The organism is Caballeronia sp. GAWG1-5s-s (assembly GCF_023631445.1).
Lineage (GTDB): Bacteria > Pseudomonadota > Gammaproteobacteria > Burkholderiales > Burkholderiaceae > Caballeronia.
The window spans coordinates 32,981-58,097 of record NZ_JALQDC010000010.1 but is presented as its reverse complement, the minus strand read 5'-3'; the positions used below and the strand labels follow the sequence as shown (position 1 = coordinate 58,097).

The 25,117-nt window shown below is 63.7% G+C and carries 21 protein-coding genes and 1 tRNA gene; 17 read left to right on the top strand and 5 right to left on the bottom strand.

The window, feature by feature from the left end; translation table 11 throughout:
- Positions 1 to 747: 747 nt before the first annotated feature.
- The 3 genes from NCR34_RS09725 (at position 748) to NCR34_RS09715 (ending at position 3,387) form a co-directional block, all read left to right on the top strand.
- Positions 748 to 1,809: a glycosyltransferase family 4 protein gene (locus tag NCR34_RS09725; protein ID WP_175944420.1), complete on the top strand. Its 1,062-nt coding sequence runs from the start codon at positions 748 to 750 to the stop codon at positions 1,807 to 1,809.
- Between the two features lie 253 nt (positions 1,810 to 2,062).
- Complete coding sequence (locus NCR34_RS09720) at positions 2,063 to 2,860, top strand: hypothetical protein (protein WP_250499733.1); 798 nt, start codon at positions 2,063 to 2,065, stop codon at positions 2,858 to 2,860.
- Between the two features lie 53 nt (positions 2,861 to 2,913).
- A complete protein-coding gene (locus NCR34_RS09715) occupies positions 2,914 to 3,387 on the top strand; it encodes a DUF2214 family protein (protein WP_250499732.1) in 474 nt (157 codons plus the stop codon).
- 96 nt (positions 3,388 to 3,483) lie between these two features.
- On the opposite strand, the gene NCR34_RS09710 is transcribed toward NCR34_RS09715, so the two are convergent.
- The 4 genes from NCR34_RS09710 to NCR34_RS09695 form a co-directional block, all read right to left on the bottom strand.
- A tRNA-Val gene (locus NCR34_RS09710) sits at positions 3,484 to 3,558 on the bottom strand.
- Between the two features lie 67 nt (positions 3,559 to 3,625).
- Complete coding sequence (gene dnaQ, locus NCR34_RS09705) at positions 3,626 to 4,363, bottom strand: DNA polymerase III subunit epsilon (RefSeq protein WP_250499731.1); 738 nt, start codon at positions 4,361 to 4,363, stop codon at positions 3,626 to 3,628.
- A gap of 22 nt (positions 4,364 to 4,385) precedes the next feature.
- Positions 4,386 to 4,847, bottom strand: a complete 462-nt coding sequence (gene rnhA / locus NCR34_RS09700; RefSeq protein WP_175944412.1) for a ribonuclease HI — start codon at positions 4,845 to 4,847, stop codon at positions 4,386 to 4,388.
- Positions 4,847 to 5,650: a class I SAM-dependent methyltransferase gene (locus NCR34_RS09695; RefSeq protein ID WP_250499730.1), complete on the bottom strand. Its 804-nt coding sequence runs from the start codon at positions 5,648 to 5,650 to the stop codon at positions 4,847 to 4,849. The genes rnhA and NCR34_RS09695 overlap by 1 nt, the downstream gene beginning before the upstream one ends.
- Positions 5,651 to 5,667: 17 nt before the next feature.
- On the opposite strand from NCR34_RS09695, the gene gloB reads away from it, so the two are divergent.
- From gloB to NCR34_RS09660, 7 genes are all read left to right on the top strand, one after another.
- On the top strand, positions 5,668 to 6,516 hold the full coding sequence (gene gloB, locus NCR34_RS09690) for a hydroxyacylglutathione hydrolase (RefSeq protein WP_250499729.1): 849 nt from the start codon (positions 5,668 to 5,670) through the stop codon (positions 6,514 to 6,516).
- Positions 6,517 to 6,665: 149 nt separating this feature from the next.
- Positions 6,666 to 8,318, top strand: a complete 1,653-nt coding sequence (locus NCR34_RS09685; RefSeq protein ID WP_250499728.1) for a transglycosylase SLT domain-containing protein — start codon at positions 6,666 to 6,668, stop codon at positions 8,316 to 8,318.
- 109 nt (positions 8,319 to 8,427) lie between these two features.
- Positions 8,428 to 9,660: an MFS transporter gene (locus tag NCR34_RS09680; protein ID WP_250499727.1), complete on the top strand. Its 1,233-nt coding sequence runs from the start codon at positions 8,428 to 8,430 to the stop codon at positions 9,658 to 9,660.
- Between the two features lie 522 nt (positions 9,661 to 10,182).
- Entirely contained in the window at positions 10,183 to 11,325 is a 1,143-nt protein-coding gene (gene carA / locus NCR34_RS09675) for a glutamine-hydrolyzing carbamoyl-phosphate synthase small subunit (RefSeq protein WP_175944403.1), read from the top strand.
- A gap of 21 nt (positions 11,326 to 11,346) precedes the next feature.
- Complete coding sequence (carB, locus tag NCR34_RS09670; protein WP_250499726.1) at positions 11,347 to 14,601, top strand: carbamoyl-phosphate synthase large subunit; 3,255 nt, start codon at positions 11,347 to 11,349, stop codon at positions 14,599 to 14,601.
- A gap of 114 nt (positions 14,602 to 14,715) precedes the next feature.
- A complete protein-coding gene (gene greA, locus NCR34_RS09665) occupies positions 14,716 to 15,192 on the top strand; it encodes a transcription elongation factor GreA (RefSeq protein ID WP_175944399.1) in 477 nt (158 codons plus the stop codon).
- A 35-nt stretch (positions 15,193 to 15,227) separates the two neighbouring features.
- The gene (locus tag NCR34_RS09660; protein WP_284506523.1) at positions 15,228 to 15,713 is read left to right on the top strand and encodes a DUF4149 domain-containing protein; all 486 of its coding nucleotides are present in this window, start codon (positions 15,228 to 15,230) and stop codon (positions 15,711 to 15,713) included.
- 47 nt (positions 15,714 to 15,760) lie between these two features.
- On the opposite strand, the gene NCR34_RS09655 is transcribed toward NCR34_RS09660, so the two are convergent.
- Complete coding sequence (locus tag NCR34_RS09655) at positions 15,761 to 16,300, bottom strand: YhbY family RNA-binding protein (protein ID WP_250499725.1); 540 nt, start codon at positions 16,298 to 16,300, stop codon at positions 15,761 to 15,763.
- 334 nt (positions 16,301 to 16,634) lie between these two features.
- Here NCR34_RS09655 and NCR34_RS09650 point away from each other — a divergent pair, with 334 nt between their 5' ends.
- The 7 genes from NCR34_RS09650 (at position 16,635) to pstA (ending at position 25,111) form a co-directional block, all read left to right on the top strand.
- Positions 16,635 to 17,309: an RlmE family RNA methyltransferase gene (locus NCR34_RS09650; protein WP_250499724.1), complete on the top strand. Its 675-nt coding sequence runs from the start codon at positions 16,635 to 16,637 to the stop codon at positions 17,307 to 17,309.
- A 173-nt stretch (positions 17,310 to 17,482) separates the two neighbouring features.
- Entirely contained in the window at positions 17,483 to 19,369 is a 1,887-nt protein-coding gene (gene ftsH, locus NCR34_RS09645; RefSeq protein WP_175944393.1) for an ATP-dependent zinc metalloprotease FtsH, read from the top strand.
- A 195-nt stretch (positions 19,370 to 19,564) separates the two neighbouring features.
- The gene (folP, locus tag NCR34_RS09640) at positions 19,565 to 20,365 is read left to right on the top strand and encodes a dihydropteroate synthase (protein ID WP_250499723.1); all 801 of its coding nucleotides are present in this window, start codon (positions 19,565 to 19,567) and stop codon (positions 20,363 to 20,365) included.
- Between the two features lie 106 nt (positions 20,366 to 20,471).
- Positions 20,472 to 21,830 carry a phosphoglucosamine mutase gene (glmM, locus tag NCR34_RS09635; protein ID WP_250472691.1) on the top strand — a complete coding sequence of 453 codons (1,359 nt, stop codon included), beginning with the start codon at positions 20,472 to 20,474 and terminating at the stop codon, positions 21,828 to 21,830.
- Positions 21,831 to 22,036: 206 nt separating this feature from the next.
- Positions 22,037 to 23,068 carry a phosphate ABC transporter substrate-binding protein PstS gene (gene pstS, locus NCR34_RS09630; protein ID WP_250499722.1) on the top strand — a complete coding sequence of 344 codons (1,032 nt, stop codon included), beginning with the start codon at positions 22,037 to 22,039 and terminating at the stop codon, positions 23,066 to 23,068.
- A 175-nt stretch (positions 23,069 to 23,243) separates the two neighbouring features.
- Positions 23,244 to 24,227, top strand: coding sequence for a phosphate ABC transporter permease PstC (gene pstC / locus NCR34_RS09625; protein ID WP_244846881.1), 984 nt, complete (start codon positions 23,244 to 23,246; stop codon positions 24,225 to 24,227).
- Entirely contained in the window at positions 24,224 to 25,111 is an 888-nt protein-coding gene (gene pstA, locus NCR34_RS09620; RefSeq protein WP_175944385.1) for a phosphate ABC transporter permease PstA, read from the top strand. The genes pstC and pstA overlap by 4 nt, the downstream gene beginning before the upstream one ends.
- Positions 25,112 to 25,117 lie beyond the last annotated feature (6 nt).

Sequence of the window (25,117 nt, the reverse complement as noted above, 5' to 3'; positions counted from 1 at the left end):
AGGCGGCGCGGCGCCGTCTCCATCGCTGAATTGTAGCCAGTAACCGGCCGTGCGAACGTCGTTCAGGCAAATGATGCACGGCGGATGTTGTCGTCCGTACATCGACTGTGCGCTTCGCGTCATAACCGCGAGCACGTCTTTTCGGCTTGGGCGCGCATTGTAAGCACATCGCGCGCATTTTTGCGATGAAGCGACGGCTGGCGCGGCCCGCCGCGCGTGCTCCTGTCCGGGAGCTTCCCGCGCGGCAGCGTCGATATAAGCATGGGATGCGCCAGCATCCCGTTCGGCGTGCCTCGTAACGGCAGAGAGCGAGTCGCCGCCCGTGCATCGCCGCGGCACGTGCTCCAATGTAGAACAACCTTAATAAACAGGGGTTTGTTAAATGTTTCCCCGGTGTAACAAGGTAAATAAGTTGAAATGACTCCCTGTCGCCGGTGTAAAAGGCTCCATAATGCGCTCCGGGTTTTCACTTAGACTTTTTGACAGCTTTCTGTAGGAAGTCGTCAACCGCCCGAGGCCGAGCGCGTTTATTGCTGGGCGCGGCGGTTTTTGAGATATGGCTCCGAAGTTGCTTGTGGCAACGCCCGCGTGGAGCCGGTGATCAGCGACCCGCTTTTTCACTCGAGCACCAGCCGCTGCCGAGGCCGACGCGCCGCGAAAAGCTCTCGCCCGAGCCGAGCGATTCGCTCCCGATGTCAAACATGACAGCAGTACCTTGCCTGACCTTTTATTAGGAGTTTCACGATCATGCGAATCGCTCAAATCGCGCCCCTCCACGAGGCTGTTCCGCCGAAGCTCTACGGCGGCACGGAACGCGTGGTGTCTTATCTGACCGAGGCTCTTGTCGAGGCTGGACACGACGTCACGCTCTTCGCGAGCGGTGATTCGCAGACGTCCGCGAAGCTCGAAGCCTTCTGGCCGCAAGCGCTGCGCCTCGACCCGACCATCCGCGACACGATGGCGCCGCACATGCTGCTGCTCGAAGAAGTCCGCCGCCGCGCCGACGAGTTCGACGTGCTGCACTTCCATATCGACTATTACCCGTTCTCGCTGTTCGCGCGCCAGCCGGTGCCGTTCCTGACGACGATGCACGGCCGTCTCGATCTGCCGGAACTGCAGCCGATCTTCAATACGTTCAAGGACGTGCCGGTAGTGTCGATTTCGGACAATCAGCGCCAGCCGCTGCCGCAAGCCAACTGGCTTTCGACGGTGTACCACGGCCTGCCGGAAAACCTGCTGAAGCCGATTCCGAACGTGAAGCCCGGCTATCTGGCGTTCCTCGGCCGCATCTCGCCGGAGAAGCGCGTGGACCGCGCCATCCGCATCGCGCAGGCCGCGGGCATGAAGATCAAGATCGCCGCGAAGCTGGACAAGGCCGACCGCGCTTATTACGAAGAAGAGATCAAGCCGCTCTTCGCGCTGCCGCACGTCGAGTACATCGGCGAGATCAGCGAGGCCGAGAAGACCGAATTCCTCGGCAACGCGCATGCGCTGCTGTTCCCGATCGACTGGCCGGAGCCCTTCGGCCTCGTGATGATCGAGGCGATGGCCTGCGGCACGCCGGTGATCGCGTTCAATCGCGGCTCGGTGCCGGAAGTGATCGAGAACGGCGTGTCGGGCTTCGTCGTGGAAGACGAACTCTCGGCGATCGCCGCGGTGAAGCGCCTCGACTCGCTGTCGCGCGCGAAGGTCCGCGAGACGTTCGAGACGCGCTTCTCGTCGAAGGTGATGGCGGCGCGCTACGTGCAGAACTATGAGGAACTGCTGCGCCAGAAGCGCCGCACCGTTCTGCGCGAAGTGAACGCCTGATAGCTGCGAACTGTCCGTGGCCGCAGCGATGCGGCCCGGAGAACGCCCCGCCCGCCGAAAGGTGCGCGGGGCGTTGTCGTAATGGCACAGTCCAGACGTAATTCGAGCGCCGCGCCGCATGCGCGAAGCGAAACCGATGACGCCCTCCGTAATCTCCCTATAATGTCCGAGCTTTGCGCTGCGCAAAGCGCAGTGGCCGCCCGCTCGCACAGACAGCGGCGGCAGGCAACGTTCGTGGACAGGAGCGCACCCTTTGGCGAGAACCAAGCAAACCAGCGCGAGCCCGGCACCAGGCGCAGGGACTCTGTTCGCGCTGCGGGCCATCGGCGTGATTCTCGCGGCGCGATGGGCGCTCTCGATGTCGCAGATGGGCTATCTCTCCTCGGTGCGCGCGATGACTTCGTCGCCGTGGGCTTGCCTCAATCTCGTCCTCATCTTCCTTCTGATCGTGCTGCCGGGCGCGAAGCCGCGCATGGAGCGTCCGCTGCATCCGTTGCCGCAGTGGCTTCGGCAAGCGCTGAGGCTGCTCGCGCTGCTGACCTTCGGCTTCGCGATTTTCTCGATCGGCGCGTTCGTCTGGACGTCGGGCTGGCGGCGCTTCGTGCACACGCTCGCTGAAACGAACGGCTGGCTGGCGGTCGCGCCGGCGCTCTATGCGGTGGTGATGTGGATTTGCCGGCCCCGCGCGCTGTGGCGCACGAACATCGCGGCGCGGCGCTTCGCTATCGGCCGCTATGCCATTTCGCTCGATCCCGTCACGCGCACGGCGATTGTCTGGGCCGAGAGCCGCAAGCTCGGCCAGTACGACGCACGAGAACTGTCGGTGAAATGGCCGGTCCTGACGGCATCGGCGCAGCCGGCCGCAGCGCCAGTGGCATCGAATGGCATCGCGCGGCGAAGCTGGTTCTCGCGGCGTCCGAAAGTGGAACTGCTGTGGGATTCGCCCGCTGCAGCCGGTCACAATCGCACGACGGTTTTCCGCGCGCCGCTTTCCACCGAGAGCGACCGCAGCGCCGCACGCGCGCTCGACGCCACGCTGAGCCAGGTCTAAGCTGCGTCGGGCCGAGCCGTACCGGTCTTTCTTGTCGATAGTGGGAGGAAAGGATGCTGATACGTTGGTTGCTCGCCGCGCTTCATCTGCTCGCCTTCGGCTTCGCGCTCGGTTCGGTGCTCGCGCGTGCGCGCGCATTGCGCCGGCTGGACGCGGCGGAATCGGTGCAAGCGAACGCATTGCGTCTGCGTGACGTGTTCCGGTCGGACGCGGTGTGGGGCATCGCGGCTGTCGTCCTGATCGTCACCGGCCTGACGCGCGCGTTCGGCGGGTTCGAGAAGGGCGGTGCGTACTATCTGCACGAGCCGCTTTTTCACCTGAAGATGACCGCGCTCGTGGTCATTCTGCTGATCGAAGTCTCGCCGATGCTCGCGTTGATCCGCTGGCGCGCGGCGCTGGCGCAGGGCGGGGCGATCGACTTGACGCGGGCGCGGCGCTTCGCGTGGATGAGCGATCTCGAGGCGGCGCTCGTCATCGTGATGGTGATTGCGGCGACCGGGATGGCGCGGGGCGTTTGGGCGAGGTGAAGTGCCGGGTTTGCGGGCGGAAAATGAAAAAGGCCCAAGTCGCTAGACTTGGGCCTTTTAATCTTCGGTGTCTTGGCGTTACCAGCACCAGAATTCTGGTGGGTAGTACTGGGATCGAACCAGTGACCCCTGCCGTGTGAAGGCAGTGCTCTACCGCTGAGCTAACCACCCGAAGAGATTGAGATTATGTCAGGACTATCTCGTCTCGTAAAGCGATTCTTTAAGCAATTTCGAAAAATTATGCGGCGACCGCATCCGGCTCGGTCTGCGGCGCTTCCGTCCGCCACACGCTCGTGCCCTTGAGCGCCTTGTCCAGATCGTTGAGCACCGCTTCGTGCGCGGCGAGTTCTTCGCCGCTCGCGGCGATCACCGGCAGATCCAGGTCGTCCAGCGCGATGCGCGGCGCAGCCGTCGCGCCTTCCGTTTCCGCGTCGCCCAGCATGTCGATGACGAGGCTCTCCTGGCCGCGCGTCATCGCCAGATAGACCTCGGTGAGCAATTCGGAGTCGAGCAGCGCGCCGTGCAGCGTGCGGTGCGCGTTGCTGATGCCGAAGCGGTCGCACAGCGCGTCGAGCGAATTGCGCTTGCCGGGGAACATCTGCTTCGCGTGCGCGAGCGAGTCGATCACGCCGGCGCAGATCTCGGACACCTTCGGCAGCCCGAGCAGCGCGAACTCCATGTCGAGAAAGCCGATATCGAAGGGCGCGTTGTGGATGATCAGCTCCGCGCCCGCGATGAAATCGCGCAGCTGCGCGGCGATCTCCGCGAACTTGGGCTTGTCGCTCAGGAATTCGGTGGTGAGGCCGTGCACCGCCAGCGCGCCGGGGTCGCTGTCGCGTTCAGGGTTGACGTAGATGTGCAGGTTGTTGCCCGTCAGCCGGCGATTGATCAGCTCGACGCAGCCGATTTCGATGATCCTGTCGCCCGTGCGAGCGTTCAGGCCGGTGGTTTCGGTGTCCAGTATCAGTTGGCGCATGAGATTCGGTGTAGTGCTGCGTTCAGCTTTCGGCAAGCGATGTCACGCCGCGATTGGCGAGCGCATCGGCGCGTTCGTTTTCGGGATGCCCGGCGTGACCCTTGACCCAGCGCCATTCGATCTCGTGCTGCGCGACGAGCGCGTCGAGGCGCTTCCACAAGTCGGCGTTCTTCACGGGGGTCTTGGCGGCCGTCATCCAGTTCTTTTTCTTCCAGCCGTGAATCCACTCGCTGATCCCTTTCTGCACATATTGCGAGTCGGTGTGAATCACGGCGTGGCACGGCCGCTTCAACGCCTCGAGGGCGGCGATCACGGCCATCAACTCCATGCGGTTGTTCGTGGTTGCGGCTTCGCCGCCGAACAGTTCCTTCTCGAGCGCGCCGAAACGCAGAAGGGCGCCCCAGCCGCCCGGACCGGGATTGCCTTTGCAGGCGCCGTCAGTATAGATGTCGATTACTTTGGCCGATGCGGATTCGTCAGTCATCAATGCTCGTTGCGAGTGTGCGGGGCCGCGACCGGAGCGAGTCCGGGCGCGAGCGCGGTTTTTATCAGCTTGCGTGGACCGATGAGCCGCATGCCGCGCACGCGCTTCACCGCGGTGATCATGTACGCAGCGCCGAAGATGGGCCACCAGCGGTCGCCGGCGGGCTCCATGAATTCATAGCGCTGCAGCCATTTGTCCGTCAGCAGCGGCGGACGATAGCAGCCGAAGCGCCCGCGTTCAAGGTCGAAGCCGAGCAGCTTGATCCAGTCCTTGATGCGCGTGAACGCGATCATGTCGTGCGCTTCCGGCACGAACGGGCGTCCCGCCACCTTGCCGAGCGATTGCCGCGCGCCCCACAAACTGAGCGAATTGAACCCCAGGATGATCAACTGGCCTTCGGGCACGAGCACGCGCTCGGCTTCGCGCAACAGTCGATGCGGGTCACGCGAGAATTCCAGCGTATGCGGCAGCACGAGCAAATCGACGCTCTGCGCTTCGAACGGCAGATCCAGGAATTCGCACCAGACGGTGCTGCGTCCTTCCGGCGCGCTCGTGCCTCTTGCGGACGTGCGCGGCAGCGTGTACGGCGCGCTCGCGCCGCTATCGGCGTCGAGCACGAGGGCGCGCCCGGTCATGCGATTCTCGCGCAAGGCATCCAGTTGTGGCATGCCGAGCTGAAGCGCGTGATAGCCGAAGATGTCGCAGACCACGCGGTCGAGCTGCGCCTGCTCCCACTCCAGCACGTAGCGTCCGGGCGCGGAGTTCGTCCAGGCGGGCCAGTCTATAATCGCTCGGTCAGACATGTTCGGATGCCGCGTAGATGATCGCCATGGATTCGTTTGCTGAAGATTCGTCCAAACGCGCGCCCAGGCGCGAACTCGAGTACGTGCCGGTCCCGGCCTTCGAAGACAACTACATCTGGCTCGTGTCGGATTCGCGCGATGCCGTCGTGATCGACCCGGGCGACGCCGCACCCGTCGAGGCCTATCTCGCCGAACGCGGCTGGCGGCTGACCGCTATTTTACTCACGCACCATCATCGCGACCATGTCGGCGGCGTGAAAGCATTGCTCGATAGCCGATCGGACGAGGGCATTCCGGTGTATGGACCGGCCGGCGAGCGCATCGAGCATCTGACCGAGCGGCTTGCGGGCGGCGACACGGCACGCATCGCGCAGCCCGCGCTCAGCTTCACGGTCATGGATGTGCCCGGCCATACGGCCGGCCATATCGCTTACTTCCAGGAAGACGACGGCAGCGGCACGCCGCATGTCTTTTGCGGCGACACGCTGTTCGCGAGCGGCTGCGGGCGTCTTTTCGAAGGCACGCCGCAGCAAATGCTCACGTCGCTCGACGCACTCGCCGCGCTCCCGGACGCGACGCTCGTGCACTGCGCGCACGAGTACACGCTGTCGAACATTCGCTTCGCGCGGGCCTGCGAGCCGGACAGCGCGGCGCTCTCGCGCTGGAGCGATGAAGCACAGGCGCTGCGCGCTGCCGGCAAGCCGACGCTGCCCACGACCATCGGTCATGAAAAAGCGGTAAATCCGTTCTTGCGCGTCGATCAGCCGGCAATTCGAGCGGCGCTTGTCGCACAGTTCGAGGAGCCGGTCGCCGACCGGACGGAGGCGTTCCGCATGCTGCGCGGATGGAAGGATAACTTCCGCTGATCGCAGGGAACTTAATCCAATACTTTAGGAACGGCGATAGATGCAAGATTTTGCAGGGGTTTTACGTGCATTCTTATTGACGTTCTAGGTTCGGTTCCGTACCATCGGCTCCAAATTTCCAAGCATATCTTTTGGAAGCCGAGACGTTCATGCGACTAACATTAAGTGCGCTATCCGTCCTGACGCTGGCCGCGTGCGCCAGCCAGGGGCCGACAGCGCCCGCCTCCGATCCTACTTCCGCCACTCCTACCGCCGCCTCGCAGCAACAAGTCGCGGACACGATTCGCCGCACCGCAGCCGCCAAGGAAACCATCAACGTCGACAAGACGCCTGTCACTTCGCTCGCCGGTTCGGCGGACTTGTGGAGCCGCATTCGCAATGGCTTCCAGATTCCCGACCTGCAAAGCGATCTCGTCGACATGCAGGTGAACTGGTACGCGCAGCGTCCGGATTACGTCGAGCGCATGACCACGCGCTCGCAGAAGTACCTGTATCACATCGTCGAGGAACTGGAGCAGCGCCATATGCCGACGGAACTGGCGCTTCTGCCGTTCATCGAGTCGGCGTACAACCCGCAGGCGCTGTCGGTCGCGAAGGCGGCCGGCATGTGGCAGTTCGTGCCGGGCACCGGCCGCGACTACAACCTCAAGCAGAACATGTGGCAGGACGAGCGCCGCGACGTGCTTGCGTCGACGAGCGCCGCGCTGGACTATCTCTCGCGTCTGCATGACATGTTCGGCGACTGGCACCTGGCGCTCGCCGCATACAACTGGGGCGAGGGCAACGTGCAGCGGGCAATCGCGCGCAACGAAGCGGCCGGCTTGCCGACCGACTACGAAAGCCTGCGCATGCCCAACGAGACGCGTAACTACGTGCCGAAGCTGCAGGCCGTCAAGAACATCGTGACGAATCCGCAGCAGTACGGTCTCGCGCTGCCGGACATTCCGAATCACCCATACTTCGTCACGGTCACGACCGCGCGCGATATCGACGTGACCATGGCCGCGAAGCTCGCCGGCATGAGCGTCGAGGAATTCCGCTCGCTGAATCCGTCGTTCTCGAAGCCGGTCATTCTCGGCGCGACGAATCCGCAAATCCTGCTGCCGTTCGACAACGCCGCCACGTTCCAGCGCAATCTCGGTTCGTACACGGGCGCGTTGTCGTCGTGGACCACATATACAGTGACGGAGCGGGCGCGGCCCGCGGCCATCGCGGAGAAGATCGGCGTCGACGCGGACACGCTGATGTCGGTCAACCGCATTCCGGCGGGCATGCGTCTGAAGCCGGGTTCGACCATCGTTGTGCCGCGCACGGACGACGACGACGAAGACATCAGCGCGGACGTCGCCGCCAACGCGATGCTCGCGGTCGAGCGCGACGTGCCCGACACGCGCAAGATGGCCATTCGCGTGCGCCGCAAGCAGTCCATCGCGACGCTGGCGGACCGCTACAACGTATCAGTGGCGCAGGTGCGCGCCTGGAACCATACGCATCGCGATATGTTCATGCCGGGGCAAGTGGTCGTGCTGCACGTTCCTTACGGTCGCGCCGTGCCGGCCGAGCCGGGCCCGGTGCGAGTCGAGACGGTGGCGGCGTCGAGCCGTTCGTCGGGCGGCGTCAGCCGAATCGGCACGCATGTCACCGCGAAAACGCCGCACGGCAAGGCGCCGGGACATACGCTCACGCGCGTGTCGACTACGATCTCGCCGAAGACGGGTGCTTCCGCCAAGTCCGCTGCCTCGGCCAGGACGGAGAAGCACGCCGCAGTGCATTCGGGCGGTTCCAAGGCCAAGAAGAAATAAGGCCAGCGCGGCGCGCGCTCCCGCTTATTCCACGCCGTCACCAAGGTGACGGCGTTTTCATTTGGCGGCGCAGTTAAACTGGCGTTTCAAAAGAACAACTGTCCAGCGCATGCCGTCCTCCGTTCGTCTCCGGGTGTTCTTCCTCTTCGCCGCCGGGTATTTCGTCTCGTACGTGTTTCGCGGCGTCAACCTCGGCTTTGCGCCGCTCATCACGCATGATCTCGGTCTGTCCGCCGCCGATCTCGGCTTGCTGACGTCGCTCTATTTCATCGGCTTCGCCATCGCGCAGATTCCGGTCGGCGTGCTGCTCGATCACTACGGGCCGCGCCGCGTCACCGCCGGCATGTTGGTGTTCGCGGCGGCCGGCATCTGGACGTTCGGGGCGTCGCACGGGCTGGGCGGATTGATGGTGGGGCGCTTGCTGATCGGCGTAGGCGTTTCCGTCTGTCTGAGCGCGGCGTTCAAGGCGTCCGCGCAGCATTTTCCGGTCGCGCGCCTGCCGCTCGTCAACGGCTTCACGATGGCGGTCGGCGGGCTCGGCGGGGTGGTCGTCGGCTCGCCGCTCGCATCGCTGTTGCAGACGACGACATGGCGGCAGGTGTCGATCGGCCTCGGCGTGTTCACGCTCGTCGTCGCGGCAGCCATCGCGCTCTTCGCGCCGCGCAACGCCGACTCGCATCATCAGGCCGACGTCATCAGCCAGTTCAAGGGCACCTGGCACATCCTCAAAAGCGGCGCGTTCTGGAAGATCGCGTCGTTCTCCGTCGTCACGCAGGGCGTGTTCTACGCGATGCAATCGCTGTGGATCCGCCCCTATCTGCTCGACGTGATGAACCTGACGCCCGCGCACGCCGCCGCGCTCGTCTCGGTGCTCGGCTTCGCGATGATGCTCGGTTGCGTCGGCTTCGGCGCGGCGGCGCGCGGCATGGAGCGGCGCGGCGTGTCCGTCTACGCGTTCTGCGGCGTGGGAATGGCGCTCTACGTTCTCGTGCAGGTGCTGATGGTGCTGCGCGTGCCGCTGCCGCCCGCGACGCTGCTTGCCGCGTACGGCGTGTTCGGCGGCACGGGCATTTTGAGCTACGCGGTAATGGCGGAGTACTTCCCCTCGCACATGATCGGCCGGGCGACGACGACGCTTACGCTCGTGATCTTCCTGCTGATCTTCGGGTTCCAGGTCGGCGTGGGCGCGGTGCTTTCGCGCTGGACGCCGGAAGGCGGTCACTATCCGGCAGCGGCGCATGTGACGGTGTGGAGCATTCTGATCGCGTTGCAATTGGCGAGCGCGGTCTGGTACGTGTTGCCGAGCCGCGTGCTGCACAAGGCTGGGCGGACTGCATCGTAGATGGATAGCGAGAAGGTGCGGCGGGATAACCAACGCGAATTTCGCTCGGGTCACTTCCTGCCGGCGCGCACGTGCCGGTCTAAGGCGTGCTGATCGCATGGAAGCTCTCGAGCGCGGTCTGGTACGTGTTGCCGAGCCGCGTGCTACACAAGGCCGACCGGACTGCATCGTAGAGGTGTCGCAGGAAACCGGGCCGCGGCAAGCGGAGACTTCCGAAATTTGGCGAAACGTCTGATTTCACGCTATAATTCGAAGGTTTGAGCATATCAACCCGCACCCTAGCGCCTACCTCCCATACACCGTCGTTCGCTGCGCCTGGCAGCGCGCGCTGCACGCAATCGTCCGCTCCGCAACCTCGTTCGCTTAGTGCGAGCAAGCTGGTCCGAGCCGCGATTCCCGGGTTTCCCGCGTGTAAGCCGCCGCCCTCGCGCAAGGATGCCCGCGCTCGCTTCGTGCCGCGGCCCCACGCCTGAATTTCGGACAGACAGGTCGGTAACAGGGTGTTCCCCCAAGGAGCTTCCCGTGTTGCCGTCATTCTCCCCAGCACTTCTCGCACTTGCCGACGGCACGGTCTTTCGTGGTCAATCGATCGGCGCCGAAGGTTCGACGATCGGCGAAGTGGTGTTCAACACCGCGATCACCGGCTATCAGGAAATCCTGACCGATCCGAGCTACGCCCGCCAGATCGTCACCCTGACGTATCCGCATATCGGCAACGTCGGCGTCAACGCCGAAGATGTCGAAGCCAGCCGAGTCCATGCCGCCGGCCTCATCATCCGTGATCTGCCGGTGCTCGCTTCGAATTTCCGTTCCGAGCAAACCCTCTCCGACTATCTGAAGGCGCAAGGCATCCCCGCCATTGCGGGCATCGACACGCGCAAGCTCACGCGCATTTTGCGCGACAAGGGCGCGCAGAACGGCTGCATTCTCGCCGGCAGCGACGACGAAGCGAAGGCTCTCGAACTCGCGCGTTCGTTCCCCGGACTCGCCGGCATGGACCTCGCGAAGGTCGTGTCGACGAAAGAGCGCTACGAGTGGACCCAGCGCGAATGGCGCCTCGGCAGCGGCTACGGAACGCAGGACGCGCCCAAATTCCGCGTCGTCGCGTTCGATTACGGCGTGAAGTACAACATTCTGCGCATGCTGGCCGAGCGCGGCTGCCACGTGACCGTGCTTCCCGCCGAAGCGACCGCCGCCGACGCGCTGGCGCTCAACCCGGATGGCATCTTCCTGTCGAACGGCCCCGGCGACCCGGAACCGTGCGACTACGCGATCGCCGCCACGCGCGAATTCATCGAGCGCGGCATTCCCACGTTTGGCATCTGCCTCGGGCATCAGATCATGGGGCTCGCCGTCGGCGCCAAGACCACGAAGATGAAGACCGGCCACCACGGCGCGAATCATCCGGTGAAGGACATGGAAGACGGCCGCGTCGTGATCACGTCGCAGAACCACGGCTTCGCGGTCGATGCCGCGACGCTCCCCGCGAACGCCAAGGTCACGCACGTCTCGCTTTTCGACGGCACGCTGCAAGGCTTCGCGCTGACCGACAAGCCCGCGTTCTGCTTCCAGGGCCACCCGGAAGCGTCGCCGGGCCCGCACGACATCGCGTATCTGTTCGACCGCTTCATCAAGCTGATGGAGACGGCGAAGGTCGCCGCATAAAGAACACCACTGAGCACAGTTATGCCGAAGCGCACAGACATCAAGAGCATTCTCATCATCGGCGCGGGCCCGATCATCATCGGTCAGGCGTGCGAGTTCGACTATTCCGGCGCGCAGGCGTGCAAGGCGCTGCGCGAGGAAGGCTACAAGGTCATTCTCGTCAACAGCAATCCCGCGACGATCATGACCGATCCGAACACGGCGGACGTCACCTACATCGAGCCGATCTCGTGGGAAGTGGTCGAGCGCATCATCGCGAAGGAGCGCCCGGACGCGATCCTGCCGACCATGGGCGGGCAGACCGCGCTCAATTGCGCGCTCGACCTGTTCCATCACGGCGTGCTCGACAAGTACAACGTCGAGCTGATCGGCGCGTCGCCGGAAGCGATCGACAAGGCGGAAGACCGCCAGAAGTTCAAGGACGCGATGACCAAGATCGGCCTCGGTTCGGCCAAGTCGGGTATCGCGCATTCGATGGAAGAGGCGCTCGCCGTGCAGGCGCAGATCGCCGAAGCGACCGGCAGCGGCGGTTATCCGACCGTGATCCGGCCGTCGTTCACGCTGGGTGGATCAGGCGGCGGCATCGCGTACAACAAGGAAGAGTTCGAAGAAATCTGCCGCCGCGGTCTCGATCTATCGCCGACGCGCGAGCTCTTGATCGAAGAATCGCTGCTCGGCTGGAAAGAGTACGAGATGGAAGTGGTCCGCGATAAAAAGGACAACTGCATCATCGTGTGCTCGATCGAAAACCTCGATCCGATGGGCGTGCACACCGGCGACTCCATCACCGTCGCGCCCGCGCAGACGCTCACCGACAAGGAGTATCAGGTGCTGCGTAACGCGTCGCTCGCGGTGCTGCGCGAGATCGGCGTGGACACGGGCGGCTCGAACGTGCAGTTCGCGATCAACCCGAAGGACGGCCGCATGGTCGTCATCGAGATGAATCCGCGTGTGTCGCGCTCATCCGCTCTGGCATCGAAGGCGACGGGCTTCCCGATCGCCAAGGTCGCCGCGAAGCTCGCGTGCGGCTACACGCTCGACGAGCTCAAGAACGAGATCACCGGCGGACAGACGCCGGCATCGTTCGAGCCGACCATCGACTATGTCGTGACGAAGGTGCCGCGTTTCGCGTTCGAGAAATTCCGCGAGGCCGATTCGCGTCTCACGACGCAGATGAAGTCGGTCGGCGAAGTGATGGCCATTGGCCGCACGTTCCAGGAGTCGTTCCAGAAGGCGTTGCGCGGTCTGGAAGTCGGCGTGGACGGTCTCGACGAAAAGACCACGAGCCGCGACGAAGTGATCCGCGAGATCGGCGAGCCGGGCCCGGACCGCATCTGGTATCTCGGCGACGCGTTCCGCCTCGGCCTCACGCCCGAGGAAATTTTCGAGGAAACGTCGATCGATCCGTGGTTCCTCGCGCAGATCGAACAGATCGTGCTGAAGGAAAAGGCGCTGCAAGGCCGCACCCTCGAGAGCCTCACGCGTGACGAACTGCTGTATCTGAAAAAGAGCGGCTTCTCGGATCGGCGTCTCGCGAAGCTGACGGGCTCGACGCAAGCCGACGTGCGCAAGAAGCGCCATGAACTGAAGGTGCGTCCGGTGTACAAGCGCGTCGACACGTGCGCGGCCGAATTCGCGACGAAGACCGCCTACATGTACTCGACGTACGAGGACGAGTGCGAAGCGAATCCGACGGACAAGAAAAAGATCATGGTGCTCGGCGGCGGGCCGAACCGGATCGGGCAGGGCATCGAGTTCGACTACTGCTGCGTTCACGCCGCGCTTGCCATGCGCGAAGACGGCTATGAAACCATCATGGTCAACTGCAATCCGGAGACCGTGTCCACGGACTACGACACCTCCGACCGCCTTTACTTCGAATCGCTGACGCTCGAAGACGTGCTCGAAGTCGTCGATCTGGAAAAGCCGGTCGGCGTGATCGTGCAGTACGGCGGCCAGACGCCGCTCAAGCTCGCGCTGGACCTCGAGGCGAACGGCGTGCCGATCATCGGTACGTCGCCGGACATGATCGACGCCGCCGAAGACCGCGAACGCTTCCAGAAGCTGCTGAAGGATCTCGACTTGCGTCAGCCGCCGAACCGCACGGCGCGCACCGAAGACGAAGCGCTGAAGCTCGCCGAAGAGATCGGTTATCCGCTCGTCGTGCGTCCTTCGTACGTGCTGGGCGGCCGCGCGATGGAAATCGTGCACGAGCCGCGCGACCTCGAACGCTACATGCGCGAGGCCGTGAAGGTGTCGAACGATTCGCCGGTGCTGCTCGACCGCTTCCTGAACGACGCGATTGAATGCGACGTCGACTGCATCTCGGACGGCGAAGCCGTGTTCATCGGCGGCGTGATGGAGCACATCGAGCAGGCGGGCGTGCACTCGGGCGATTCGGCCTGTTCGCTGCCGCCGTATTCGCTGTCGGATGCGACCGTCGACGAGCTGAAGCGTCAAACGGCGGCGATGGCCAAGGCGCTGAACGTCGTCGGCCTGATGAACGTGCAGTTCGCCATCCAGCAGGTTCCGCAGGAAGACGGCACGAAGAAGGACGTCATCTACGTGCTGGAAGTGAACCCGCGCGCATCGCGCACGGTGCCGTATGTGTCGAAGGCGACGAGCCTGCCGCTCGCGAAGATCGCCGCGCGCGCGATGGTCGGTCAGACGCTCGCGCAGCAGGGCGTGACGAAGGAAATCGTGCCGCCGTACTTCAGCGTGAAGGAAGCGGTGTTCCCGTTCGTCAAGTTCCCGACGGTCGATCCGGTTCTCGGACCGGAAATGCGTTCGACCGGCGAAGTGATGGGCGTGGGCCGCACGTTCGGCGAGGCGCTCTTCAAGTCTCAACTCGCGGCCGGTTCGCGCTTGCCGGAATCGGGCACGGTGCTCTTGACGGTGATGGACGCGGACAAGCCGAAGGCGGTCGAAGTGGCGAGCATGCTGCACGAGCTCGGCTATCCGATCGTCGCGACCAAGGGCACGGCTGCGGCCATCGCGGCGGCGGGCGTGCCGGTGAAGGTCGTCAACAAGGTGAAGGACGGCCGGCCGCATATCGTCGACATGATCAAGAACGGCGAGATCGCGCTCGTCTTCACGACGGTCGATGAAACCCGCGCGGCGATTGCCGATTCGCGCTCCATCCGCATGAGCGCGCAGGCCAACAAGGTCACGTACTACACGACGATGTCGGGCGCGCGTGCCGCCGTGGAAGGCCTGCGTTATCTGCGCGATTTGGAAGTCTATGATTTACAAGGCTTGCATGCTCGCCTAAACTAAGGCTTCGACGACTGGTCTAAGTAACACGAGCCGCGGTTGAGCGGTATCTCCTCATACGGGAGATGCGCTAACCGCGGTAATTTTTTTACGGCTGTTTTTTGCTTTGGGTTGTCTATGAGCACGATTCCCTTGACCAAGCGCGGCGCGGAGTTGCTGCGCGACGAATTGCAACGCCTGAAGGCTGTCGAGCGTCCGGCGGTCATCAACGCGATCGCGGAAGCGCGCGCGCAGGGCGATCTGTCTGAAAACGCAGAATACGATGCCGCGAAGGAGAAGCAGGGCTTCATCGAGGGCCGGATCGCCGAACTTGAATCGAAGCTGGCGGCGGCGCAAGTGATCGACCCGACCACCGTGGATGCCGACGGCCGCGTGGTGTTCGGCGCGACGGTCGAACTGGAAGACCTGGAATCCGGCGACACCGTGACCTACCAGATCGTCGGCGACGACGAAGCGGATATCGATCACGGCCTGATCTCGGTGAGCTCGCCGATTGCGCGCGCGCTCATTTCGAAGTCGGAAGGCGACGTCGCGTCGGTGCAGGCGCCGGGCGGCGCGCGCGAGTACGAAATCATCGCTGTCCGTTACGTCTGATGGCCATCGCGCACCGCGTTTTTCGCATCGTTAGCATGCTCTGGGTCGGCAGCCTGCTGACGCTCGGCCTCGTTGCCACGCCCGTTCTCTTTTCGATGCTGGACTCCGCCATGGCCGGATCGGTGGCCGCGCAGTACTTCAGGATCGAGGCGTTCGTGGGCGTCGTCAGCGCGCTGCTTTTGATTCTGATCGGCAATCGCTTCGTGAAAAGCGGTATCGCGGACTATAAGCGCGTGCGGTGGATTGTCGCGGTCATGCTGGTGTGCGTGCTCGCCGGTTACTTCGCGTTGCAGCCGTTCATGAACTCGCTGCGCATGGCGGCGCAGGCAGCCGGCACCGATCTCGCCAGTTCGCCGTATGCGCGGCAGTTCGGCATTCTGCACGGCATATCGAGCGCCATCTATCTGATCGAATGTCTTTTCGGCATCGCGCTCGTGTGGCGCTTGCCGGGCAGTGCGCCTAGCGCCATCGTGCCGAAGAACAAATCGGCGAAGATGGCGGCCAAGCGCGCGCGGAGCTAATCCGCGCCGTGGCCGCATGCGGCGCGGACGTTCTCGCGCCGCGCTGCTTACTTCGCGGCCTGATGCTGGCGCTTCGTGCTCGTCTGACGCTTCTTCGCGCGCTTGACGTTGCCGCCCGCGGTCACGCGCTCGTTGCCGAGCACTTTGAGCGTCTGCTTCTTCGGCTTTTTGAACGCAGGCGCATCGCGGGAGATTTTCACGGCCTTGACGATGCGCGGCGCGCGGCCCTTCGAAGGGCGCTCGATGGCTTCGGCCGCGCTCGGCGGCATGGTGCTGCGCGTGCGCGTGTTGCGGCTCTTGGCCGGCGCGGCGCCTTCCGGCCGCCAAATGACGAGCAGCTTGCCGATATGCTGGATAGGCGCTGCGTTCAGGCGGTCGCAGATTTCGTCGTAAATGGCGATGCGCGCTTCGCGGTCGTCGCCGAACACGCGAATCTTGATGAGTTGGTGCGCTTCGAGGTGCACGCCGATTTCGTTCAGCACGGCATCCGTCAAACCCTCCGCGCCGACGAGCACGACGGGCTTGAGCGCATGGGCCTGGGAGCGCAGGTCGGAGCGTTGGGCAGGAGAGAGTTCGAGAGCTGGCATGAGAAATTGGGGAGTCGACTAAAATAGGGCGGCGCGGGCCTGACGGCGTGCCAAACGCGTAATGCGAAGTGCGAAGAAGCCGGCAAGATGGCCGGGTTCGGCCGGTCGAGGTGGACCGCCGCCAAAAACAAAATAGGCCGGAGACGCGATTGCCGGGCGCATTCGGGCGCCCGCGGAAACGTTCCGGCCGACAAGACGCGTATTATCCGCTAAAAGCGCCGCATGTTGCTGCAAGATTTCGCGCACGCAATCCCGAGACCACGCATCGGCGCGGACTGCTCGCGCCACCGAAACACCTTCCACGCCGCACGAATGCGGCATGAGTTCAGCTTGAATGGCAAAGAATCGCTTCAATCATTCGTGGTTGCATGACCACATCAACGATCCGTACGTGAAGATGGCGCAGCGCGAGGGCTATCGGGCCCGCGCGGCGTACAAGCTCAAGGAGATCGACGAGCAGGACAAGCTCATCAGGCCGGGGCAGGTCATCGTCGATCTGGGTTCGACGCCCGGAAGCTGGAGCCAGTATGCGCGCAACAAGCTCGCGCAGGGTTCGAAGCGCGACGCGCAGCGCGAGGGCGGCATCGACGGCACGATCATCGCGCTCGATATCCTGCCGATGGAGCCGATCGCGGACGTCACGTTCATCCAGGGCGACTTCCGCGAAGACTCGGTGCTCGCGCAACTGGACGAAATCGTCGGTGAGCGGCAAGTCGACCTTGTAATCTCCGACATGGCCCCCAACCTCTCCGGAGTAGCAAGTGCGGATGCGGCGCGGATCGAGCATCTTTGCGACCTGGCGCTGGAATTCGCTCAAAACCATCTGAAACCGGAGGGTGCGCTGCTAGTCAAATGTTTTCATGGCAGCGGCTACAGCCAGATCGTCGAGAAGTTCAAGCACCAGTTCAAAGTCGTCGCGCCGCGCAAGCCCAAGGCGTCTCGGGATAAATCGTCCGAGACTTTCATCCTCGGGCGGCGGCTCAAAAATCCGGCTGCCGGACCCGCTTAAACGATGTCGGCGAATTTCAGCGATATTTTCGCGGATTATGCCGAAAAAAGACCATCTAACGCTATTTAGGCGGTAGTGAAACCTTATGGCAGGGGTTAGCGGTCTGGATTAGAATGCTTTGGTGGCGCCGCAAGGTTTATGTAGGCGCCCGTCTATGAGTGAGGAGTGGTGCTTTGAACAACAATATGTTCTCTAAAGCGGCAGTGTGGCTCGTGATCGCACTGGTGCTGTTTACGGTGTTCAAGCAGTTCGATAAGCCCCGCGTCCAGGAAGGCGTGTCGTATTCGCAGTTCATGGACGACGCGAAGAACGGCAAGGTCAAGAACGTCACGGTTCAGGGGCGCAATCTCACGGTCACTCCGACAGACGGCCAGAAGTACCAGATCGTGTCGCCCGGCGACATCTGGATGGTCGGCGATCTGATGAAATATGGCGTTCAGGTCAGCGGCAAGGCTGACGATGAACCGAATGCGCTCGTCTCCGCGCTGTACTACCTCGGGCCGACGATCCTGATCATCGGTTTCTGGTTCTACATGATGCGGCAGATGCAGGGAGGCGGCAAAGGCGGGGCCTTCTCGTTCGGCAAGTCGCGAGCGCGGCTGATCGACGAAAACAACAACGCGATCAACTTCACGGACGTGGCCGGCTGCGACGAAGCCAAGGAAGAAGTGTCGGAATTGGTGGACTTCCTGCGCGATCCGCAGAAGTTCCAGAAGCTCGGCGGGCGCATTCCGCGCGGCGTGCTGCTGGTCGGCCCTCCGGGTACCGGTAAGACGCTTCTGGCGCGCGCCATCGCGGGCGAAGCCAAGGTGCCGTTCTTCAGCATCTCGGGTTCGGACTTCGTGGAAATGTTCGTCGGCGTGGGCGCGGCCCGCGTGCGCGACATGTTCGAGCAGGCGAAGAAGCATGCGCCGTGTATCGTGTTCATCGACGAAATCGACGCGGTCGGTCGTCATCGCGGCGCGGGCATGGGCGGCGGCAACGACGAGCGCGAGCAGACGCTGAACCAGATGCTCGTCGAAATGGACGGCTTCGAGGCGAATTCCGGCGTCATCGTGATCGCAGCGACGAACCGTTCAGACGTGCTGGACAAGGCGCTCTTGCGTCCGGGTCGTTTCGACCGTCAGGTGTACGTCGGTTTGCCGGATATCCGCGGCCGCGAGCACATCATGAAGGTGCATCTGCGCAAGGTGCCGATTGCGAACGACGTGGACGCATCGGTGATCGCGCGCGGCACGCCGGGCTTCTCCGGTGCGGATCTCGCGAACCTCGTGAACGAAGCGGCGCTCTTTGCGGCGCGTCGCGGCAAGCGGATTGTCGAAATGCAGGATTTCGAGGACGCGAAGGACAAGATCTTCATGGGTCCGGAGCGCAAGTCGGCGGTCATGCGCGAAGAGGAACGCCGCAACACGGCGTACCACGAGTCGGGCCACGCGGTGGTCGCCAAGCTGTTGCCGCATGCGGACCCGGTTCACAAGGTCACGATCATGCCGCGCGGCTGGGCGCTGGGCGTCACGTGGCAGTTGCCGGAGCATGATCGCGTGAACCTGTATCGCGACAAGATGCTGGAAGAAATCGCGATCCTGTTCGGCGGTCGCGCAGCGGAAGAAGTGTTCCTCAACTCGATGTCGACCGGTGCTTCGAATGACTTCGAGCGCGCAACGAAGATGGCGCGCGACATGGTGACGCGTTACGGCATGTCCGACGTGCTCGGCACGATGGTGTACGTCGACACGGAACCGGACGGCATGTTCGGCAAGCTCGCGTCGAAGACGGTTTCGGAAGCGACGCTGCAAAAGGTCGATGCTGAAATCCGCCGCATTCTCGACGAGCAGTACGCGCTTGCGCGCAAGCTGCTGGAAGACAACCGCGAGAAGGTCGAAGCCATGACCAAGGCGCTGCTCGAATGGGAAACCATCGACGCGGACCAGATCAGCGACATCATGGCCGGCCGTCCGCCGCGTCCGCCGAAGAACATGCCGCCGCCGTCGGGCGACTCGCCCTCGAGCGGCAATAGCGGCACCGAAGTGAAGCCGGGTAGCGCAACCGCGCCGGCCTAAGCTTCCCGAGTCGTATCATGGGCCGGCGTGCAGTACACGCCGGCCCATTTTTATTTTCAGGCCCGGGTTCTACCGGGTCGAACGCCCAGTCACTCGCTCTCGCCCATTCGCTTGACCACGCTCACTTCCTCCCCCGCACTCGCTGAGCCGCTGCAATGCGGCCGTTTCACGCTGACGTTCGAGCGACCGCTCGTCATGGGTATCCTTAACGTCACGCCGGACTCCTTTTCTGACGGCGGCCGCTTCCTTTCCCGCGACGCGGCGCTGGCGCGCGCCGAGCAGATGCTTGCCGATGGCGCGGACATGATCGACATCGGCGGGGAATCGACGCGTCCCGGTGCGCCGCCCGTGCCGCTCGATGAAGAGCTCGAACGCGTCGTCCCGATTGTCGAAGCATTGCGCGGCGTGCAGGTTCCGCTTTCGGTGGATACCTACAAGCCCGCCGTGATGCGCGCCGCGCTCGAGGCCGGTGCGGACATGATCAACGACATCTGGGGGCTGCGTCAGGACGGCGCGCTCGATGCGGTCAAGGACAGCAACTGCGGACTGTGCGTGATGCACATGCTCGGCGAGCCCCGCACGATGCAACTGCACGAACCGGTCTATGAAGACGTGGTCGCCTCGGTGCGAGACTTCTTTGCCGAGCGGCTCGCCGCGCTCACGGCGGCGGGCATTGCGGCGAATCGCATCACATTCGATCCCGGCTACGGCTTCGGCAAAACCGTCGGGCATAATTACACGCTACTTGCCGAACTCGCGGCAACGCTGCCAGTCGGCACGCGTCGCGTGCTACTGGCCGGCATGTCGCGCAAATCGATGCTCGGCGCCGTCACGGGTCGCAGCGCGAGCGAGCGCGTGTTCGCAAGCATCGCGGCGGCGGTGTGCGCTGCCGAACGCGGCGCGGCCATCATCCGTGTGCACGACGTGGCCGAGACCGTAGACGCACTAAAGGTTTGGCAAGCCACCAGGCAGGCGGCGCATCGCGCGCACGATTGACGCGCTGGCGTCGTAGCACTGCGGCGAAGGCGCTCGCGCTCGCAGCTTTCAACGAACAACGCGGATCAAAACAGGCGCCGTAATCCGCGAGGAGGGTCAGGCAACAATGGCAAGACGATATTTCGGAACGGACGGCATTCGCGGACGCGTCGGCGCGGCCCCGATCACGCCGGACTTCGTGCTCAGGCTCGGCTACGCGGCCGGCAAGGTGCTCGCCGGCGGCGACCGGTCGCTACAGAAGGGCAACCGGCCGACGGTGCTCATCGGCAAGGACACGCGCGTGTCCGGCTACATGTTGGAAGCCGCGCTGGAGTCCGGCTTCTCGGCAGCCGGCGTCGACGTGATGCTCGCCGGCCCGATGCCCACGCCCGGCGTCGCCTATCTGACGCGCGCGCTGCGGCTGTCGGCGGGCGTCGTCATCAGCGCGTCCCACAATCCCTACGAGGACAACGGCATCAAGTTCTTCTCCGCCGATGGCAACAAGCTGCCCGACGAAGTCGAACATCAGATTGAGGCGCAACTCGAACAGCCGATGGACTGCGCGCCGTCCGAACGGCTCGGCAAGGCGCGCCGTCTCGATGACGCGGGCGGCCGTTACATCGAATTCTGCAAGAGCACGTTCCCCGCGAGCTTCGACTTGCGTGGCCTGAAGCTGGTGGTCGACTGCGCGCACGGCGCGGCGTACGACGTCGCGCCGCACGTGTTCCACGAACTCGGCGCGGAAGTGGTGCCGATCGGCGTGTCGCCGAACGGCTTTAATATCAATGATGGCGTCGGCGCGACGGCCCCCGATGCGCTCGTGCGCGCGGTGAAGGAACATGGCGCGGATATCGGCATTGCGCTGGATGGCGATGCGGACCGCCTGCAGATCGTCGATTCGGCCGGGCGCCTCTATAACGGCGACGAGTTGCTTTACGTGCTGGTGAAGGACCGCATCGCGACGCACGGCAACGTGGAAGGCGCGGTCGGCACGCTGATGACCAACATGGCGGTCGAAGTCGCGCTGAAGGAGGCTGGCGTGCAGTTCGTCCGCGCTGCGGTCGGCGACCGCTACGTGCTCGAAAAGCTGCGCGAGCACGGCTGGCAACTCGGCGCGGAAGGCTCGGGCCACATTCTGTCGCTGGATCGTCACTCGACGGGCGACGGCATCGTCTCGGCGCTCCTCGTGCTCGCGGCGCTCAAGCGCAGCGGCAAGACGCTCGCCGAACTGCTGGACGGCGTGAGCCTGTTTCCGCAGAAGCTGATCAACGTGCGCATGAAAGCGGGCGCGGACTGGAAAAACAGCGACGCCATCCGCCGCGCCGTCGAGCAAGCCGAGCATTCCCTCGAATCGCGCGGCCGGGTCTTGATTCGCGCGTCGGGAACGGAACCGGTGTTGCGCGTGATGGTGGAAGCCGCCGCGCAGGCGGACGCCGTCCGGCACGCGGAAACGATTGCGCAGGTCGTGAAGGACGTCACGTCGTAAGCGTTCGCGGAAAAGCGCGCATTTGCGAAAAGCGGGCTTCGGCCCGCTTTTTTATTGCACGTTCGCAGCCTGACGAATGAACGCACGATCGACTTTCCGTTTGAAAGTCGCCTGTCACATGTCCTTAACCGAGAGTCACATTACTGTCACAGAGACTGCCTATATTTCGCGTGTCGTCCCACACGCTATTCAACCCTGGAGGTCTCATGAAATTGATGCACACCGCGCTCGCTGGCGTAATTGGCGCAATGCTGGCCATCTCTGCGCAAGCGGCCGATATCACCGGCGCGGGCAGTACCTTCGCAGCTCCGATCTACACCAAGTGGGCAGATGCCTATCAAAAAAGCGGCGGCGGCAAGGTCAACTATCAGGGCATCGGCTCGTCGGGCGGCATCAAACAAATCATCGCGAAGACGGTCGATTTCGCGGGCTCGGACGCTCCGCTGAAAGATGACGAACTCGCGAAAGACGGCCTCTTCCAGTTTCCGACGGTGGTCGGCGGCGTGGTGCCGGTCATCAACGTGCCGGGCGTGAAGGCGGGCGAACTGACGCTGTCGGGCCAGGTGCTCGGCGACATCTATCTCGGCAAGATCAAGAAGTGGAACGACCCGGCTATCGCCGCGCTGAACCCGAAGGTCAAGCTGCCGGATACCGACATCGCCGTGGTGCGCCGCGCCGACGGCTCGGGCACGAGCTTCATCTGGACGAACTATCTGTCGAAGGTCAACGCCGACTGGAAGTCGAAGGTGGGCGAGGGTTCGACGGTCAATTGGCCGACGGGCACGGGCGGCAAGGGCAACGACGGCGTCGCGGCATTCGTGCAGCGTCTGCCGGGCGCGATCGGCTACGTGGAGTGGGCGTACGCGAAGCAGAACCACATGACCTACGTCGGCCTGAAGAATTCGGCGGGCACGGTGGTGGAGCCGAAGACGGAGACGTTCAAGGCGGCGGCCGCGGGCGCGGACTGGTCGAAGTCGTTCTATCAGATCCTGACGAACGAGCCGGGCAAGGACGCATGGCCGATCGTCGGCGCGACCTTCGTGCTGCTGCATTCGACGCAGGAGAAGGCGGCGCAAGGCACCGAGACGCTCAAGTTCTTCGACTGGGCGTTCAAGAACGGCGGCCAGGCTGCGAACGACCTCGACTACATCTCGCTGCCGGAGTCGGTCGTGTCGGAAATCCGCACGCAGTGGAAGGCGAAGGTCAAGGACAGCGCGGGCAAGCCGGTCGCTGAGTAATGGCAAAGAAGTATCGCAGTCGCACAAGCTGAAACTGTCCTAAGCTGGAGCGGCGGACAGTCGAAGCAGAGGAAGCAGCGAAGAAGCAGTAAAGAAGCAGCAACGAAGCAGCAACAAGCCGCGCGGCGATCGAAAGGTTGCCGCGCGTCTGACACGTAGCGTAACCAAGGCTCCCATGTCGGACATCAACTTAGCGTCGGCACCGCCGGCGGCGCAATCGCAGCGCGCGCCGAGCCGTATCGGCGACATCATTTTCGGCGGCATCACCCGGCTGGCAGCCGTCGTGACGCTGCTCCTGCTTGGCGGCATCATCGTCTCGCTCATCATTGCGTCGATGCCGACCATCGAGAAATTCGGCCTCAGCTTTCTCTGGCGCGCGGAGTGGGATCCGCCCAGCGAGAGCTTCGGCGCGCTCGTGCCCATCTACGGCACCATCGCCACCTCGATCATCGCGCTGATCATCGCGGTGCCGGTGAGCTTCGGCATCGCGCTCTTTCTGACGGAACTGTCGCCGACGTGGCTGCGCCGTCCGCTCGGCGTCGCCATCGAACTGCTCGCGGCGATTCCGTCGATCGTCTACGGCATGTGGGGCCTGCTCGTGTTCGCGCCGATCTTCGCGACGTACTTCGAAAAGCCGCTCGGCGCGCTGCTCGGCGGCGTGCCGCTCATCGGCGCGTTGTTTCAGGGACCGCCCATCGGAATCGGCATTCTGTGCGCAGGCGTCATTCTCGCGATCATGATCATTCCGTACATCGCGTCCGTGATGCGCGACGTGTTCGAAGTCACGCCGGTGCTGCTGAAGGAATCGGCGTACGGCATCGGCTGCACGACGTGGGAAGTGATGTGGAAGATCGTGCTGCCGTACACGCGCGCCGGCGTGATCGGCGGCGTCATGCTCGGTCTCGGCCGCGCGCTCGGGGAGACCATGGCGGTGACTTTCGTGATCGGCAACACCAATCTGCTCGACAACGTGTCGCTCTTTTCTCCGGGCAACAGCATCACCTCGGCGCTCGCGAACGAATTCGCGGAAGCGAGCCCCGGCCTGCACACATCCGCGCTGATGGAGCTCGGTTTGATTCTGTTCGTCATCACGTTCATCGTGCTCGCGCTGTCGAAGCTGCTCTTGATGCGCATGCAGCGCGCGGAGGGTGCAAAGTGAGCCGTCCCGCAACGTTCAATCAGGATCACGAGCGCACGGTCGCCACGCGCATGAAGCTGCAACGCCGCCGCCGCGGCACCAACGCGATCGCGCTGACGCTTTCGCTCGCGGCCATGGCGTTCGGCCTCGTGTGGCTCGTGTGGATTCTCTTCACGACGCTGAAGCTCGGCGTCTCCGGCCTTTCGGTCGAACTGTTCACGCAGTCGACGCCTCCGCCGAACACCGATGGCGGCGGTCTCGCCAACGCGATCGTCGGCAGTCTCATGCTCGTCGTGCTCGCAACGTGCATCGGCACGCCGCTCGGCATTCTCGCGGGCGTCTATCTCGCGGAATACGGGCAGAAGCGCTGGCTCGCGAACGTGACGCGCTTCATCAACGACATTCTGTTGTCCGCGCCGTCCATCGTCGTCGGTCTCTTCGTGTACGCGCTCGTCGTCGCGAAGATGGGGCGTTTCTCGGGCTGGGCCGGCGTGATCGCTCTGGGACTCTTGCAGATTCCCATCGTCATCCGCACGACGGAGAACATGCTGAACCTCGTGCCCAACGCGCTGCGCGAGGCGGCCTTCGCGCTCGGCACGCCGAAGTGGAAGATGGTGATGTCGATCACGCTGAAGGCGTCGGTCGGCGGCATCGTGACGGGCGTGCTGCTGGCGGTTGCGCGCATTGCGGGCGAGACCGCGCCGCTGCTCTTCACGGCGCTGTCGAACCAGTTCTTCACGCTCGACATGAATCAGCCGGTGGCGAACTTGCCGGTGACGATCTACAAGTTCGCGATGAGCCCGTTCCCGCAATGGCAAACGCTCGCGTGGGCCGGCGTGTTCCTGATTACGCTCGGCGTGCTGGGTCTGAATATCCTGGCGCGCGCGATTTTCTCGAAGAAATAAGGGTGG

What these genes read in the sequence shown, in the direction of transcription:
- NCR34_RS09650 (WP_250499724.1), top strand. Translation starts at nt 16,635, where the DNA reads ATGGCAAAGAATCGCTTCAATCATTCGTGGTTGCATGACCACATCAAC.
- NCR34_RS09715 (WP_250499732.1), top strand. Translation starts at nt 2,914, where the DNA reads ATGCTGATACGTTGGTTGCTCGCCGCGCTTCATCTGCTCGCCTTCGGC.
- NCR34_RS09695 (WP_250499730.1), bottom strand. Translation starts at nt 5,650, where the DNA reads ATGTCTGACCGAGCGATTATAGACTGGCCCGCCTGGACGAACTCCGCG.
- pstC (WP_244846881.1), top strand. Translation starts at nt 23,244, where the DNA reads ATGTCGGACATCAACTTAGCGTCGGCACCGCCGGCGGCGCAATCGCAG.
- NCR34_RS09660 (WP_284506523.1), top strand. Translation starts at nt 15,228, where the DNA reads ATGCTCTGGGTCGGCAGCCTGCTGACGCTCGGCCTCGTTGCCACGCCC.
- dnaQ (WP_250499731.1), bottom strand. Translation starts at nt 4,363, where the DNA reads ATGCGCCAACTGATACTGGACACCGAAACCACCGGCCTGAACGCTCGC.
- folP (WP_250499723.1), top strand. Translation starts at nt 19,565, where the DNA reads ATGGGTATCCTTAACGTCACGCCGGACTCCTTTTCTGACGGCGGCCGC.
- rnhA (WP_175944412.1), bottom strand. Translation starts at nt 4,847, where the DNA reads ATGACTGACGAATCCGCATCGGCCAAAGTAATCGACATCTATACTGAC.
- NCR34_RS09725 (WP_175944420.1), top strand. Translation starts at nt 748, where the DNA reads ATGCGAATCGCTCAAATCGCGCCCCTCCACGAGGCTGTTCCGCCGAAG.
- NCR34_RS09655 (WP_250499725.1), bottom strand. Translation starts at nt 16,300, where the DNA reads ATGCCAGCTCTCGAACTCTCTCCTGCCCAACGCTCCGACCTGCGCTCC.
- gloB (WP_250499729.1), top strand. Translation starts at nt 5,668, where the DNA reads ATGATCGCCATGGATTCGTTTGCTGAAGATTCGTCCAAACGCGCGCCC.
- pstS (WP_250499722.1), top strand. Translation starts at nt 22,037, where the DNA reads ATGAAATTGATGCACACCGCGCTCGCTGGCGTAATTGGCGCAATGCTG.
- carB (WP_250499726.1), top strand. Translation starts at nt 11,347, where the DNA reads ATGCCGAAGCGCACAGACATCAAGAGCATTCTCATCATCGGCGCGGGC.
- glmM (WP_250472691.1), top strand. Translation starts at nt 20,472, where the DNA reads ATGGCAAGACGATATTTCGGAACGGACGGCATTCGCGGACGCGTCGGC.
- greA (WP_175944399.1), top strand. Translation starts at nt 14,716, where the DNA reads ATGAGCACGATTCCCTTGACCAAGCGCGGCGCGGAGTTGCTGCGCGAC.
- NCR34_RS09680 (WP_250499727.1), top strand. Translation starts at nt 8,428, where the DNA reads ATGCCGTCCTCCGTTCGTCTCCGGGTGTTCTTCCTCTTCGCCGCCGGG.
- NCR34_RS09685 (WP_250499728.1), top strand. Translation starts at nt 6,666, where the DNA reads ATGCGACTAACATTAAGTGCGCTATCCGTCCTGACGCTGGCCGCGTGC.